General features: G+C 46.2%; 14 protein-coding genes. 3 read left to right on the plus strand and 11 right to left on the minus strand.

Annotated elements, in window-relative coordinates; all coding sequences use genetic code 11:
- Window positions 1-39: 39 nt before the first annotated feature.
- The 5 genes from JWH17_RS13710 to JWH17_RS13730 all read right to left on the minus strand — a co-directional run bounded on the left by JWH17_RS13710 (window position 40) and on the right by JWH17_RS13730 (window position 3,752).
- Window positions 40-783, minus strand: coding sequence for a TerC family protein (locus tag JWH17_RS13710; RefSeq protein ID WP_205223195.1), 744 nt, complete (start codon window positions 781-783; stop codon window positions 40-42).
- 254 nt (window positions 784-1,037) lie between these two features.
- Complete coding sequence (locus JWH17_RS13715) at window positions 1,038-1,271, minus strand: RND transporter (protein WP_205223196.1); 234 nt, start codon at window positions 1,269-1,271, stop codon at window positions 1,038-1,040.
- A gap of 8 nt (window positions 1,272-1,279) precedes the next feature.
- Window positions 1,280-2,119, minus strand: coding sequence for a pyruvate, phosphate dikinase/phosphoenolpyruvate synthase regulator (gene ppsR, locus JWH17_RS13720; protein ID WP_205223197.1), 840 nt, complete (start codon window positions 2,117-2,119; stop codon window positions 1,280-1,282).
- Window positions 2,120-2,135: 16 nt separating this feature from the next.
- Complete coding sequence (locus JWH17_RS13725) at window positions 2,136-2,402, minus strand: hypothetical protein (RefSeq protein ID WP_205223198.1); 267 nt, start codon at window positions 2,400-2,402, stop codon at window positions 2,136-2,138.
- A gap of 234 nt (window positions 2,403-2,636) precedes the next feature.
- Window positions 2,637-3,752: an NAD(P)/FAD-dependent oxidoreductase gene (locus tag JWH17_RS13730; protein ID WP_205223199.1), complete on the minus strand. Its 1,116-nt coding sequence runs from the start codon at window positions 3,750-3,752 to the stop codon at window positions 2,637-2,639.
- A 179-nt stretch (window positions 3,753-3,931) separates the two neighbouring features.
- On the opposite strand from JWH17_RS13730, the gene pepN reads away from it, so the two are divergent.
- The 3 genes from pepN to JWH17_RS13745 are packed head-to-tail and all read left to right on the plus strand — an operon-like array spanning window position 3,932 to window position 7,844.
- A complete protein-coding gene (gene pepN / locus JWH17_RS13735) occupies window positions 3,932-6,574 on the plus strand; it encodes an aminopeptidase N (protein WP_205223200.1) in 2,643 nt (880 codons plus the stop codon).
- A gap of 18 nt (window positions 6,575-6,592) precedes the next feature.
- Complete coding sequence (locus tag JWH17_RS13740; RefSeq protein WP_205223201.1) at window positions 6,593-7,138, plus strand: acyltransferase; 546 nt, start codon at window positions 6,593-6,595, stop codon at window positions 7,136-7,138.
- 46 nt (window positions 7,139-7,184) lie between these two features.
- Window positions 7,185-7,844, plus strand: a complete 660-nt coding sequence (locus tag JWH17_RS13745) for an alpha/beta hydrolase (protein WP_205223202.1) — start codon at window positions 7,185-7,187, stop codon at window positions 7,842-7,844.
- Between the two features lie 84 nt (window positions 7,845-7,928).
- Here JWH17_RS13745 and JWH17_RS13750 read toward each other — a convergent pair whose 3' ends face one another.
- The 6 genes from JWH17_RS13750 to JWH17_RS13775 form a co-directional block, all read right to left on the minus strand.
- Entirely contained in the window at window positions 7,929-8,378 is a 450-nt protein-coding gene (locus JWH17_RS13750) for a phosphate-starvation-inducible PsiE family protein (protein WP_205223203.1), read from the minus strand.
- A 4-nt stretch (window positions 8,379-8,382) separates the two neighbouring features.
- A complete protein-coding gene (locus tag JWH17_RS13755; protein WP_205223204.1) occupies window positions 8,383-9,321 on the minus strand; it encodes a universal stress protein in 939 nt (312 codons plus the stop codon).
- 725 nt (window positions 9,322-10,046) lie between these two features.
- Entirely contained in the window at window positions 10,047-11,546 is a 1,500-nt protein-coding gene (locus JWH17_RS13760) for a tripartite tricarboxylate transporter permease (RefSeq protein ID WP_205223205.1), read from the minus strand.
- Window positions 11,547-11,642: 96 nt separating this feature from the next.
- Window positions 11,643-12,056 carry a tripartite tricarboxylate transporter TctB family protein gene (locus JWH17_RS13765; protein WP_205223206.1) on the minus strand — a complete coding sequence of 138 codons (414 nt, stop codon included), beginning with the start codon at window positions 12,054-12,056 and terminating at the stop codon, window positions 11,643-11,645.
- Window positions 12,057-12,079: 23 nt separating this feature from the next.
- Entirely contained in the window at window positions 12,080-13,036 is a 957-nt protein-coding gene (locus tag JWH17_RS13770; protein WP_205223207.1) for a tripartite tricarboxylate transporter substrate binding protein, read from the minus strand.
- Window positions 13,037-13,091: 55 nt separating this feature from the next.
- Window positions 13,092-14,531, minus strand: a complete 1,440-nt coding sequence (locus JWH17_RS13775) for an aryl-sulfate sulfotransferase (RefSeq protein ID WP_205223208.1) — start codon at window positions 14,529-14,531, stop codon at window positions 13,092-13,094.
- Between the last annotated feature and the right edge of the window lie 6 nt (window positions 14,532-14,537).

The following is a 14,537-nucleotide window of genomic DNA, read 5'->3' on the forward strand; positions in this document are numbered from 1 at the left end:
TTTCGACCGCTATGATTCTAGACGATTTCCAGGCAGAATTTAGTCTAATGCCTGTTTGCGCAGTTTAATCGGTTTAATTTGTTTTTTTCGCATTCGCATGTTGAGCATTTCCACCCCCACTGAAAAGGCCATGGCAAAATAGATATACCCCTTGGGCACGTGGACATCAAAACCTTCTACAATCAGGGTAACGCCTACCAAAAGGAGAAAGGAAAGAGCCAGAATCTTTATGGTAGGGTGGGCGTCGACAAAGTCGCCTATGCTTTTGGCGGAAAACAGCATAACCCCCACCGCAACCACGATAGCAATAGCCATGATTGAAATATGATCTGCCAGGCCGACTGCAGTGATCACCGAATCGAGAGAAAAGACGATATCAAGCAGGGCAATCTGCACCAGCATGCTGCCTAGAGTGGCCTTGGCTGATACATGGCTGTGTTCTTCGCCTCCCTCAAGACTGGTGTGAATCTCATGGGTTGCTTTAAAGAGAAGAAACAGGCCACCACCCACCAAGATGATATCCCGACCGGAGATGGTTTGTTCAAAAATAGTGAACCATGGTGTGGTAAGGCCCATAACCCAAGCGATTGACAAAAGAAGTATCAGTCTGGTCAACATGGCAAGCAGGAGCCCTGTCTGCCGGGCAAATTTTCGCTGGTGTTCGGGCAGTTTGTTTACCAGAATGGTAATAAATATGATGTTATCAATACCCAGGACTATTTCCAATAATGTCAGGGTCGCCAATGCGACCCATGCTTCGGGGCTGGTTAACCATATAAACATTTATTATTCCGTACGTTAAAGAGGGTTGAGAGGTGCCTGACTTGTAACTACTCACCGGGTTGATAGCTCGTTGATCTGTTATACATTGATGGTGTCGTAAAAAGTCCGATCTACGGTGTTGCAGGTTTTGCTCGAGGCTTTGACATACCATATGTATAGCCAAAGCCTCGAGCGAAAAACTGCGCCTTGTATATCGGACTTTTGTACTTAGCCAACTTTAGTGAGTGATGGACTTTTTACGAGTCCATCACACCTTAGCTTTTGCGTTTTTTGGTTGCTATCATGGAATAGGTTTTCACGACAAGCAGCACCAGTGGGGCACTATGGAAAAACAGGTCAAAAATATCAATTGGTCTTTTCAGGGTACCCTGAATAAGCATCCGTATTTTTTCAACCAAATGCGGCTCAGGCGAAAAGGGTGCCAGGCCAATCATTATGCACAACAGCAGCAATACGGGAAAAGGCACCTTTTGTATCCATTGCCTCATTTGTCATTTTATCCCAGTGGTTTGAGCCGGGATCCTCGTTGGTGATTTTTTTTCATGCCTACATGCTGCACTGCCTGTACTGCGAGCTCTTCTATTGAACGACCTTCGACATTGACAACCTTAATGCCATGTCGCGTAAATAATTGACGCGCTTGTTGCAGTTCTTTAGTGCAGTTTTGCAGACTGGCGTAGGATGATCCAGGATATCTTTTCTCTCTTATATCATGAAGATACCTGGGCGAAGATGTTAACCCGATAACCCGTTTTCGATTTCGGACCAGATCCTTTGGCAATTCATGATCGTTCAGGTGATCTGCGGTCAGAGGAAAGTTTGCCGCTTTTAATTCCATGTGGGTGGCAATATAAATGCTCACTGGAGTTTTCCCTGTTCGGGAAACACCGACAAGGATAATTTCTGCCTTGTCATATTCTTTGGTTTTGGTGCCGTCGTCATGGTCCAGGGAGAAATGGATGGCATCTACCCTCTTATTCATCCTGGAAATGGTAAAATGCCTTGAATATCCAGGTTCTCTTCTTGCTTTGGTTTGGAGGATGTCTTCTAGTCGCTCCAGGGTCTGTAAAAAGATATCAAAGTAAATGAGCCGGTTATCATTAAACACGTCTCTTGTTGCCTGGTCCATGATGGTGCAGAAAACAAGTGGTTTCTCCCCTTTGGACTGGTCCAGGATTCTTTGCAGAATTTGTTTGGCCTGCTCGACAGTCTGGATGAAAGGGATACGCTCTTCGCGGAAGCGAATATCTCTAAATTGTGCCAGCAGGGCCCTGCCCATGTCTTCGGCAAGAATTGCTGTGGAACCGGATATGTAGAAGACGTTTCTTGTTTCCATATAGTTTACATATACCCTATTGCTGGGTTCGTTTATGACAAAATAAGCAGCGATATTTTGGTGGGTGATCGTCCGGTAGCGGTGCGACACCATCACTTGAGTGACATTGGTCGCACTGTTTTTCTGCTGCCTTCTTTTTCATGTGCATGAATTGTTGGTGATCATCATCATGAGGCAGAGGTGAGGTGGTTTCAGGAGGCGCAATATAGAGGAAGGTGAAAATGACCCCGCAAACCACGAGAAAGAGGATATTGTAAAAAATGTTTTTCTTTTTGGTGTTCATTACTTAGTGGGAAACTCCTTGACCGAGAAGGTCGCTGAGTGCGCATCCATAAATGATATTTAGGCCTGATAGCGGCGTTATGCGAGAAAATTTATCCTCGGAGGCAAGCGTAGACTCCGATATCAATCATATGCCTGTGGTAAATTTTTTCGCATGCCTCGGAGTCTGCCGCTTACCTGCTATTAAACCAAAATCCTCATTTATTGATAGACACTCGTTAATAGATTGCACACATCAGTCTGCCATTTCAAGCATGCGAAAATCAAGTATTTTTACCCGTAACAACAAAACCAGCAGGTTCATGAGCAGGCTGCATAATGCCGGGGCGCGCTGTGCATAGTGAATTATTTTATGATGTCTTTGTTGTTTTTTGACCATCCTGGCAAGTTCATGGGCCGGATAGTTGGGGTCAAGAATTTTTTGCGCGACAACCTGGCCGGAAACGATGGCAGGGTATATACCTTCTCCGGTGAGCCCTGAAGCTAATCCGGCCGCCTCGCCGACAAGCCAGCTGTTGCCGAAAGCATAACCCTGGTAATCGAAATTGACGATTCCGGCCCGTATTTGATCTGCAGGGACGGTTATTCCTCGTGACCGGGCCCAAATAATAAGGTTCTGCTTCAGCTGTTTTGTTGAAATTGCTGTTTTAGGGGCATAAGCGCCAATCGATATGTTTTCTTTGTGAGGAAATATCCACGCGTAACCATAATGAAAAAGATGGGGTAGCAAGTGCCACTCCATATTGTCTCGCTGAATAGGCAGGATACAGTTTAGCCCCACACCTGATAGGGTGTTTTTCAGATTCAGGTAACGGCGAACGAGAGAGTTGGCACCATCTGCTCCAACCAGTTGCTTATATTCAATGTTTTTTATCTCGGTGCCTTGGCGAACAACGACTTGTCTATTTTTAATTTTTAGGGCGTGGGTGTCTGTAAATATTTTTACACCTGCTTCCTGTGCTTTAGCTGCCATCCATTGGCCTGTTTTTTCTCTGTTAACAGTAGCTACCACCGGCTGCTTTTCCGCAACCAGTACATGCTGTTGTCTGGTGTAGATGTGCTGTACGGGAAAAGACTTTTCAATCAATGTGTCCGGTACATGCTGCAGAAGACCACTCCAGGTTATGCCGCCGGCGCATACTTTGGGACCAATAGCAGGCTTTCGTTCGATTAAAAGCACCTGTTTTCCGTTTTCTGCGAGCATGCGAGCACAAGCGAGTCCGCCGGGTCCGCCGCCTATGATAAGGATATCTGTTTGTTCTTCCTGGGTCAGTGCCATAAAATTATTGTCGAAGAGGGTGTTGGATGTAGCGATAAGAGATGAAGGTGATAATTTAAGCGTGAGGAACATACGCTCCATAACCCAACGGCAGCAGTTTTATTATGCTCAATTGATGATATGGTATTGATACCAGATAGTTCCCTACTAATCATTGCCTTTTTATGAAAAAGTGATCATCATCTATCGATAATAATTTATAATTTTGGCCGAATAGTTACGATACTTTTTTTAATATACAGGATGTTTTTATGACAATCGCTCAAAAAGAAATTTTTCTCAAAGATTACACCGTACCACCGCATCTGCTTGACGAGGTGCATCTCCGGTTCGAACTTGATCCTCAGCAGACCAGGGTACACTCCACGTTGATCTGCCGACCTAATTCTGATGCAAACCAGCCGTTGCGACTCAACGGCGAGCACTTGACACTTGAAAAAGTAGTGCTGGAAGGGAGTGCATTAAAGGAAGGGGAATATACCTTTAGCGACGGGATATTGGAGATTTGTGAGGTGCCGGACAAGGTCTTCACTATTGAAATTACCACCCTTATCAATCCTTCTGCCAACACCGCTCTTGAAGGGTTGTATCTTTCTTCCGGGAATTACTGTACCCAGTGCGAGGCAGAAGGATTTCGACGGATTACCTGTTTTCCCGATCGTCCCGACGTGATGAGCGTGTTTACCACAACCATTGTTGCAGATAAAACGACCTGCCCTGTGTTGCTGTCTAACGGGAACCTGATTGAATCGGGCACCCTTGAGGACGGCCGACATTTTGCTACCTGGAACGACCCTTTTAAAAAACCATCGTATCTTTTTGCTCTGGTAGCCGGCAACCTGGTCAGCATTGATGATGAATTTACAACTGTGAGCGGACGTACAATAGAATTACGTATTTTTGTTGAAGAGAAAAATAAGGAAAAATGCGCTCATGCAATGGCGTCGCTGAAAAAGTCCATGCAGTGGGATGAGCAGGTCTTTGGTCGAGAATACGATCTTGATACCTTCATGATTGTTGCGGTGGATGATTTCAATATGGGAGCCATGGAAAATAAAGGCTTGAACGTCTTTAACTCCAAGTATGTTTTGGCTACTCCCGAAACAGCGACCGATAATGACTTTGATGGTATTGAAGGGGTTATCGGCCACGAATATTTTCATAACTGGACCGGCAACAGAATTACCTGCAGGGACTGGTTTCAATTAAGCCTTAAGGAAGGGCTGACGGTTTTCAGGGATCAGGAGTTTTCTTCAGACATGGGTTCACGGGCAGTCAAGCGGATTCAGGATGTTAATATCATCCGTTCTCTCCAGTTCAGGGAAGATGGCGGCCCCATGGCTCATCCGGTGAGACCGGCTTCTTTTGTGGAGATTAATAATTTTTATACCCTCACTGTGTATAACAAAGGCGCAGAAGTTATCCGCATGATGCATACTTTACTCGGTGCCCAGGGGTTTAGAAAGGGTATGGATCTCTATTTTGAACGCCACGATGGACAAGCCGTAACCTGTGATGATTTTGTGCAGGCCATGGAAGATGCCAATAGCTTTGATCTCGGTCAGTTTAAAAACTGGTATAGCCAGGCTGGTACTCCCAAGCTGGAGGTTACCACTTCCTTTGATGACGCGAAAAAACAATTTACAGTCCATGTGGAACAGTCCTGTCCTCCTACTCCGGAAGCTACAGAGAAAAAACCTTTTTTCATGCCGCTATGTATCGGACTGCTTGATAAGCAGGGGAAGGTACTCACTCCGCAGGCAGCGTCCGGTGAATTGGCCGATGAAGCTGGAACCGTTGTGCTGCCGCTGTCCAAGGAAAAACAGGATTTAGTTTTTACTGGCCTGGAGCAGGAACCTGTGCTCTCTTTTTTACGGAATTTTTCAGCTCCGGTACTGGTTGATTTTCAACGCTCGCCCAAGGAGCTGGCCTTTCTCATGGCCCATGATCCTGATCCTTTTAATCGTTGGGATGCTGCCCAGGAACTCAGTCTTGCTTGTATTTTGGAGCAGATTGACGAGTATAGTCCGGAAAAAAAGGTAAGCGTCGCTCCGATACTTATCGAAGGGATAAAGGCACTCTTGGAAGATACCGTAAGTGATCCAGCCTTGCTTGCTATGGCCTTGATTTTGCCGTCAGAAAATTGGATCAGCCAGCAACTGGAGGTCGTTGATCCGGTGATTGTCTTTAGTGTGCGTAACCAATTTCGGGAGCAGGTTGCCAGGGAACTCGCGCCGCTGTTTGAAAAACGATATAAATCCTTGCAAACAGATAACCCGTATCAATATGAGACCCGGCAGGTTGGCGAAAGAGCCTTGAAAAATTGTTGTCTCGGTTATCTCCTGGCAAACAAGACGGATGGCACCATCAATACTGGGCTGGAGCAGTATAACACAAGTGATAATATGACCGATACCATGGCAGCCCTGCAAAGCGTGGTTAATGCTGACCGGGAGCAGGGAGATACGCTGTTGGCCGATTTTTATAACAAATGGCATCAGGATCCCCTGGTCATGGATAAGTGGCTCATCCTGCAGGCGACCTGCATTTTACCGGGAACACTGGAGCGTGTTCGTAACCTGATGGAACATGAAGTATTCAGCCTCAAGAATCCTAACAAGGTGCGCTCATTGATAGGAGCCTTTTGTAGTGCCAACCACGCCCAATTTCACGCTGCAGACGGCAAAGGTTATGCTTTTCTTGGTGATATAATCCTTACTCTCGACCCATTAAACCCGCAGATTGCCGCCCGGTTGGCGACTCCTTTGACCCAGTGGCGTCGATATGATGTGGCCAGGCAGGAGTTGATCAAACAACAACTCAAGCGCCTGCAGGATACACCGACCTTGTCAGGAGATGTGGGAGAGATTGTCAATCGTTCTCTGCAGCAATAATTGGGACACTCGTTCATAATGGAGTATCGTTCTACCACCCTTACCAAACAGCAATTGGACAAAGCTCTGCAGGTGGCTGTCAGGCTTCCTCACAAGCATATTCATGCCGGCAGATTGATTTTCACGCCCGAGGTCTTTCAATCTCCGGAAAGAGAGACCAATGTGATGATCAGCCGTTTTGCTCTGTTGGATTGTACCGGCTCCATCCAGATGGGGGCATGGTCCAATATCGGGGCCAGAGTAAGGGTGTACACGCATGACCACATCCATCTGGGTAAAAGACCTTTATTGGAATTAGAAGAGGAGCATGGCGTCATCTGGCAGGACAAGAAAATAGGCAGTGACGTCTGGATTCATGATGGGTCTATAATTCTCTACCAAGTGACCCATATACCAGATGGGGTGGTAGTAGGGGCTGGATCTGTTTTAACAAAAAATCCTCAGCCTTGGGAGATCTGGGCAGGTAATCCAGCTCGAAAAGTGGGCGAGCGGCGAGATGCAGCCGATATGGAACTGCAGCGCTTGCTTAATCAACGAAAATATCGCTTGGAAGACGATGCATAATCATCCACGTGACACCTTTAGATATATATTCAAGGAGAATTACACCATGTCCCTCTTACCAGCCATAGAGCAAACTACCGATCCTAACCCTGATGCAGCAATTATATGGCTGCACGGTCTTGGTGCTGATGGTAATGATTTCGCGCCAATTGTCCCGGAATTGCGTCTTCCTCCGGAATTGAAAATTAAATTTATTTTTCCCCATGCGCCAAAGATTCCAGTAACCGTCAATGGCGGATATGTGATGCCTGCCTGGTTTGACATTTTTGAGATGGATATCAACAGGAAAGTCGATACGACGCAGTTGATGGCCTCTGCCGAAAAGGTAAGAGGTTTTGTTGACGCCGAAATTGAGCGGGGAATTGCCAGTGAGCGGATTTTGTTGGCTGGGTTTTCCCAGGGGGGAGCGGTTGCTTATCAGTTGGCCTTGACCTACCCGGAACCACTGGGCGGTCTGTTGGCAATGTCCACCTATTTTGCCACCAGTGAGACTATTGAGCGAAATCAGGCAAACGCAAATATTCCCATCGAGATTCAGCATGGTACCCTGGATCCAGTGGTCCCTGAGCCTTTGGGCATAAAGGCGGCGGAAGAACTCACTGCTCTAGGCTACAAGGTCCAGTATAGAACCTACCCGATGGAGCATAATGTTTGTCCGCAGCAGATCGGTCATATCTCAGCCTGGCTGCAGGGGCGGCTGGGGTAATAAAAGCACTGCTTATGTGGCTGGTCAACTTCACCCCGGCAGAGGCCCGGTCCTGGTTGTCTTCGCTGTATAGTTACGTTTTTTTCACGATTCCTGGTGACTGGAATCAGGTATTTTATGGACAACGTAGTACGTTATTCCAGTTGCAAGCAATACCGCTGCCGTGCCCAATACATACATAGGTGACAACTCGTCAAAATCTAAAATAATGACTTTTCTGGCAATAGCCATGAGTGCGGTAGCAAGGACAATTTTTACATGTATAACGTTATCCCTTAGGTAGAGAATGATATTTTGGAAAATTTCTATGGCGATTAAGACGACCATGAATGCTCCGAAAGTTGCTAAAATGTCACTTATACTTAACACAAAGGCAGGGGGAGCAATGATTTTTTGATAAATCATCCATGCCACATCAATCACGCCTAAAAAGATGATAATTGTCATTAAAAAGCTGAGTGCTTTCAGGCATAAATGAATGATCTTTTTTAATGCCCAAAGGACACGGTCATCTTTTCTGTGGAGATCTTTCATGTTTTCACTCCGTGACAGGTGAGATGAAGCCGTCAGGTTTGACTGCTAAAACACTACATTTTGTTTCCGTCAATATCTTTTCCGCACTGTTTCCTATTAAGAGGCCGGGTATACCTGAGCGGGCGATACTCCCCATAATAAGTACATCTATCTCCAGTGAATCCATTACGTACTGGATCACCTTGCTGACTTCCCCTTCTTCCAGGTGCACATGACCGGGGGGGCCGGCTACGCCGGCTTCGGCTAAAGTTTTTTGAAACGTTTCTTCAAGAGTAGTAGCAAGGTCTTGTTTCATTTGCACAAGCTCTTGCTCCGCTACATTAAAACGGGGGCTCCTGAGCATCACCTCGTGTGGGAGTTCCCAGGCATGAAGGTAGTGAGCTTCTCCACTTTCACGTTGCGCAAGAGAGCTTGTCAGTTCAATGATTTTTTTATTAAGCTGTTTTGTTTCATTTTCATTGGAGTTTACATCGATCGCCCCGAGCACCTTCTTAAAATCAGTCGATTGACTGCCATCAATTATCCATACCGGGCAAGGGCATTTCCGAAAAAGGCGCATAGCCAAGGCATCTTCATCTTCAGCTGTGGTGCGTTTTTTTATGACCAGGTCATGCTTATCTTGTAAAACTTTTTGGATAATTGAAACAAAATCTTTACCGTGTAAAAAACAACTCTCCACTTCAAGACCTTTCCATCTATCGGTTGAGAGGAGCTCTTGAATTGCACTCATCTTTTGAGAGGTTAACTGGTCTTCAAGTTTTTCAAATTTTGCGGACAAAAGTTTATTGAATTGTTCAAGCAATGGATGCTCATCAGATATTCCAGCTAAGGTGACCCGGGCATTATTGAGTTTGGCTAAGTTTGCCACTTTATCCGAAACATTCGCTTCCTCGGGTGATGGTTCAGTGTCTACGACATAAAGAATATTTTTAAAACGTTTCATGCTCTCGCCTCGTCATGGTTCGGATGTTTGTGCAACGTGTCAAATTAATAATATTTATAATCTTTCTTCGGTTAATTTGCACTAAAAGCAGCGGCAAAATAAAAAGATACAGTAGGAGGGTACGGCTCTGAGTGCAGTAGATCCTTGTCGTATCATAGTGATAGCATTAAGACGGCTGGGTAGCCGTATCCTCCTCTGTGGCTTGTTTGCAGGTGTTTATAATTGCTCCAATCAATAAATGATTTTTTAAAAGTGTCTTGTAAAATGCGTTTTTTCAATCAAAATCAGGCCTGCTCCGGCGCCGATCGATATTAAGGATATTTTGAAAAGATGCTCTTGATTGGAGATAAACTACTGATACTGTTGTTCTTGTACAAAGACAAATGACTGGGGCAGGCCGCAGTCCCCGTGTTATTTTATGGTTTGTAGAAAGTGAATGCGAATACCCTGTGGCAAGTCACCCAATCAAATAGTGATGCTCAGCGGGATTTTCGAAGGGAGCAGGGAGCTGTGCTGTATAGATCTTGTTCGATTTGAAATGTTGGTTTTCGTTTCGATATTGGCCAGATTCTTTTCAAATTTTGCCACACGCCGCCTTTCAGATTGTTTCGTCCGTCGGGCAAAGGAAGAGTGGTGAAAATGTCTTGATAGGCTTCAATTTTCAGCTCATAAATCTGCAGAGATAATTTAAGGGACTCAGCTGCTTTCCCTCGGTGGGAGATAAGTTATTCCGGCTTACCCTTGGATTTTAACCCAAACCATATAGCAGAAACTATTGCTAAAATAAATAAAAGTAAGGCTACCGGGTGGGATAGGAGAATAGTCAGATCGCCATCTATGATATTAAGGGACTGTGATAGAGATAGCTCAAACCGCTCACCAAGAAAAAAAGCTATCACAAACACTATCACTGAGTACCCGAAGGAACTCATCAGGTACCCCAGGAGGGCAAAAACAAACATCACCGCAACTCCAAACAGGCCACCCGTTGCGAGGTAGACCCCGGTCATGCAGAGTAAAAGGGCCGCTGGAAATATTATAGACTCAGGCGCTTGAATAACGCGGGCCCAGAGACGAAGCCCCAGTAAGCCTGAAACCAGGTTGAGGACATTTGCCATGAGAAGCGTGCCGAACAACCCATAAATTAGCTGCCCCTGTTCCTGAAAAAGAAGTGGTCCCGGTTGAATACCGTGGATCATCAATGCACTGATAATAAGGGCTGCAGCAAGATTACCAGGTATTCCTAAGGTGAGCAGTGGGATCAAATTCGCACCGGCGACAGCTGAGTTTGCAGATTCTGTTGCTGCTACACCATGTATGTTTCCTTTGCCAAAGCTCTTGGGATCTGCTGAAGCCTGCTTTGCTGTTGCATAGCTCAAAAAAGAAGCTGCAGATGAATCAAGGCCGGGAATAGCTCCAAGTATGGTTCCTATAACCGACCCTCTGAGTATTGTATATTTACATGCCCAGAACTCTACAAAACTGACTCCTCGATCCGCTTTTTTTTGAGCTTTAGGAATAACAATGGCAGATTTGATCGTGCCCCGGATACGTGCCATTCTTCTCAGAATTTCGGCAACGGCCAACATGCCCAAAGCCATTGAGACCAAAGGAATGCCATCATATAATTCGAAATAACCAAAGATAAACCGTGGAGTACTGTTTTCCGGGTCAAGCCCCACCGTTGCGCAGAGCAGACCAAGCCCGGCAGATACTATTCCTTTGGCCATGGAATCACCCACCAGCCCGGCGATAATAGAAAAAGCGAAAACCATTAGGGCAAAAATTTCGATCGGTCCCATTTTCAAGGCAACCACAGCAATGAAGGGTGCCACGGTTATGAGAATAATATCACTAAAGGCATCACCGGTTACCGAAGAGTAAAGAGCTATTTTGGTCGCTTTTTCAGGTTTTCCTTTTTTAGTCATGGGATAGCCGTCTAACGTTGTGGCGGCTGCATCCGGTGTGCCTGGAGTATTCATGAGGATTGCTGGAATAGCACCGCCAACAAGCCCACCTTTACTGACCCCCATCAGAAAGCCGATAGCTGGTAATGGGTTCAACGTAAATGTGAACGGAATAGCAATGGCCATCGCCATCACTGGGCCAATTCCTGGTATGGCCCCAACGAGTTGGCCGACAATAATCCCGAACCAGACAAAAAACAGGTTATGCAGGGTGAGTGCGTCTGCAAAGCCTGTCAGAATAGTATGTGTATCAATCATCGAGCGTGTTCTTTGTCTTGGGTTAACCTAGCTGGTCAAGTTTGGACTACAAAATATTGCTTCTCTATTGTTTTTAACTGGTAAGTAGCGTGGAGGTCAGGGAAGAGGTCTTTTGAGCAGAAAGTCTATGCAGAACCAGATACATGCGGGCAACAGGGCGATTCCAGTAAAAAGCCATTTCCATCGTCGTTCTCCGATAACCCACATTAGCACCAGCATTAGTATAGGGGCGGCCATCATGTAATTAATTGTCATCATACATAGGCCGAGAATGCCGATACAAAAAAAGAGGAGGGCCCTGAGAGCTGAACTGAGCCTAAACTCTATCCTACCCCGCGGGCAAACAGCATGGAGGATACCCGAGAGGGTAATGATAACAGCAGCAATTGAGGGGAGGGTGGCAGGCTTTAACCACCCATAATCAACAGCTTCTGTCTGGTAGGGAATTACAAAAAAGAGCAAAGCAATTCCAAAAAGCGCAACAAAAATACCTGATATGCGATTGTGCATAAATACTACACCCTCTTGTGTTGCTACTGCGTCTTTGCCGCCTTAACAAGCGCTTTGATATCAACAGCTCCCTGGCTCATCATTGTGTATGTTCCTTCAGGACCAAGATTATACGCATTGGCCTGCATCGAATTCAAAAGGCTGTTCTTGACTGTTTCTGAATTAATCGCTTCATCGAACGCTTTTGCCAGGGTAGCTTTAACATTTTCAGGTAAGCCCTTTGGAGCTGCGATGTAGAAATAGGGCTCCAGGTACAGTTCAAAACCGTTTTCAATCAATGTTTTCGAATCAGGAGAGCAGGCTTGTCTGTCCTTACTCATTGAAGCGATCATTTTTAAATCACCGCTCTCAATATATTTAACATGTTCCCCGGCTGTGCAGGCAATATCGACATGACCGCCGAGAAGACTTTGCACCTGTTCCGCACCACTCTTATGCTTAACGAATTTGAATTTGACTCCTGCGTTTTTGGCGACAGGTTCCAGTACCAATTGCTGGGGTTTGGCATCAAATGCAACGGCAATCCCACCTTTTTGTTTTTTGCCGTAAGCAATGAGTTCTTCAAGGGTGTTGTACGGTGCATCAGCTTTTGCGACCATACCAATCTCTCCGCGCATGATGGTGGCGAGATAATCAAAGGTATCGATATTGAAAGGGATTTTATCGCCTCGGGAAGCCAGGTTAAGAAAAATAGGCATACTCACGCCAAGACCTAAGGTCTGGCCATCCGCCTTTTCTCGCATAAGTGAAGAGAACATGGCAATTCCTCCACCGCCAGGTTTGTTTTCTACCACTACATTCCATCCGGTATTCTCTTCAATTTTAGCGGCAACCAGCCGGCCCATGATATCTGTCGAGCCACCTGCACCAAAGCCGATCTGAAGCGTAATAGAACCCTTTGGGGACCACTCTTGACTGTGGCCCAGAGAGGGTAAAACCATAATGCACGCCAGCACAACAATAGAAAGTAACTGTTTCATCTATTTTCTCCTGAATTGTTCATTATCTGCAATTTGCCATAAGTAAGGCACAATACTAGTTGCCATCATCGGTGTCAGAGAGAACGCAGAGAGCCGAAGACGTCTGGTAGGGAACAACGCCTTCTACCACGCTCTCTGATCTAGCTCCTCTCGGGCTTGCCCCTTCTACCCTGAAGTCAACCACATCAATGGGCTTGATGTCGACTTGGAGGGGCACCTCAACCTGGGGGATATATCCGTAGGGGTAGCGATAGGCTCTATACACCATATTCATGTTGAAGTGCTTTCCCCAGTAGGGTGAGATATATTCCCATACAAGCTCATGGGTTGCCGTTATCTCGACAATTCGACCACCACTTCCTTCAGTGATAAGGGTGTTGCCATTGGGTAATCTTTGCGCAGCGCTTATAAAAGGACTATACAAGCGGTTGGAGTCGGTAGGATGTACCAGCCCAGCCTCATGTGGTGTGTATTGCCAAACAATTTTCAATGAAATTGGATCAAATTCAAGAACCCTGGAGTAATCTCGAAGAACATTCTTGGTGCCGGTGGGGCTAGCTGGATGACAGCCGCCATATCCGGCCCAGCCACCATTGTCATATACCAGAATATTGCCTTCCCCTGGAAGTCCTCTGGGAATCATATGAGCGTGATGCTGGCCGATTATCCACTCAAGTTCTTTTTCGGGAGTGTCGTCATAGTAGGGGCCGACCTTCCAGACAACGTCCCCTGTCTCCTTGCTGACAATGAAAATAATATTGGTTTCCCGGCCATCCACTATGATGTTGTCTGGATGAAAACGGGTGTCGCCGGCATCAAACCATTTATTAGGCCCCAGTAGCGACATGGAGTTGAGGTGCATCCAATCGCCCATGCCTCCCCCACACGGTCGCATATTCGGGTCTCGTGAAAGGGCATTGCGTGCATCTTCGCGAAAATCAAACTCATCGAAGTGATCACTACAGACCCATTCCCACAGGATTTCACCATCCCAGGAAACCTCATAGACAGTGTCATCAAGGAGATTTTTATCGCTGATAGCCTGGCACCTGGTATTTTTATGACCGAGCAACATGGTGTTGCCCTGCTCAGTCTGCGGTTCCATTCCCGGCACATAGTAGCCGACAGGGTTACCGTCGCGTTGGTAGTCATGGTGAACCCTGGCCATCCATTGCGGCTCCTCGCCGGGGTCCTCAATGAACTCATACTTGTTAAATTTCCAGACCACATTGCCATCCCAATCAACCTGGATGAGATCACGATAGTCCTGCATACCATAAAGGGTCGAACGTTCTCCGGTATGCCCCAGAACCTGTCCTCCGGGAAGGAGCTTGTTCGGAAATCCATGGAGACCACGCCATAATTTTACCTCACCCCCATTCATATCAACGACCAGAGCACCCAGCTCTTTGGCCTGAAATACTGTGTACCCATTATAGCACTTTGAAGAATTGTAAACAGTTGTTCCTGTTGGATATATGCTTGGATATGTCATTTCTGC

The sequence above is a fragment of the Desulfogranum marinum genome, assembly GCF_016918565.1.
GTDB lineage: Bacteria > Desulfobacterota > Desulfobulbia > Desulfobulbales > Desulfobulbaceae > Desulfogranum > Desulfogranum marinum.

Coding starts and splice junctions, on each gene's coding strand:
- JWH17_RS13710 (WP_205223195.1), bottom strand. CDS start 783: ATGTTTATATGGTTAACCAGCCCCGAAGCATGGGTCGCATTGGCGACC.
- JWH17_RS13715 (WP_205223196.1), bottom strand. CDS start 1,271: ATGAGGCAATGGATACAAAAGGTGCCTTTTCCCGTATTGCTGCTGTTG.
- ppsR (WP_205223197.1), bottom strand. CDS start 2,119: ATGGAAACAAGAAACGTCTTCTACATATCCGGTTCCACAGCAATTCTT.
- JWH17_RS13725 (WP_205223198.1), bottom strand. CDS start 2,402: ATGAACACCAAAAAGAAAAACATTTTTTACAATATCCTCTTTCTCGTG.
- JWH17_RS13730 (WP_205223199.1), bottom strand. CDS start 3,752: ATGTTCCTCACGCTTAAATTATCACCTTCATCTCTTATCGCTACATCC.
- pepN (WP_205223200.1), top strand. CDS start 3,932: ATGACAATCGCTCAAAAAGAAATTTTTCTCAAAGATTACACCGTACCA.
- JWH17_RS13740 (WP_205223201.1), top strand. CDS start 6,593: ATGGAGTATCGTTCTACCACCCTTACCAAACAGCAATTGGACAAAGCT.
- JWH17_RS13745 (WP_205223202.1), top strand. CDS start 7,185: ATGTCCCTCTTACCAGCCATAGAGCAAACTACCGATCCTAACCCTGAT.
- JWH17_RS13750 (WP_205223203.1), bottom strand. CDS start 8,378: ATGAAAGATCTCCACAGAAAAGATGACCGTGTCCTTTGGGCATTAAAA.
- JWH17_RS13755 (WP_205223204.1), bottom strand. CDS start 9,321: ATGAAACGTTTTAAAAATATTCTTTATGTCGTAGACACTGAACCATCA.
- JWH17_RS13760 (WP_205223205.1), bottom strand. CDS start 11,546: ATGATTGATACACATACTATTCTGACAGGCTTTGCAGACGCACTCACC.
- JWH17_RS13765 (WP_205223206.1), bottom strand. CDS start 12,056: ATGCACAATCGCATATCAGGTATTTTTGTTGCGCTTTTTGGAATTGCT.
- JWH17_RS13770 (WP_205223207.1), bottom strand. CDS start 13,036: ATGAAACAGTTACTTTCTATTGTTGTGCTGGCGTGCATTATGGTTTTA.
- JWH17_RS13775 (WP_205223208.1), bottom strand. CDS start 14,531: ATGACATATCCAAGCATATATCCAACAGGAACAACTGTTTACAATTCT.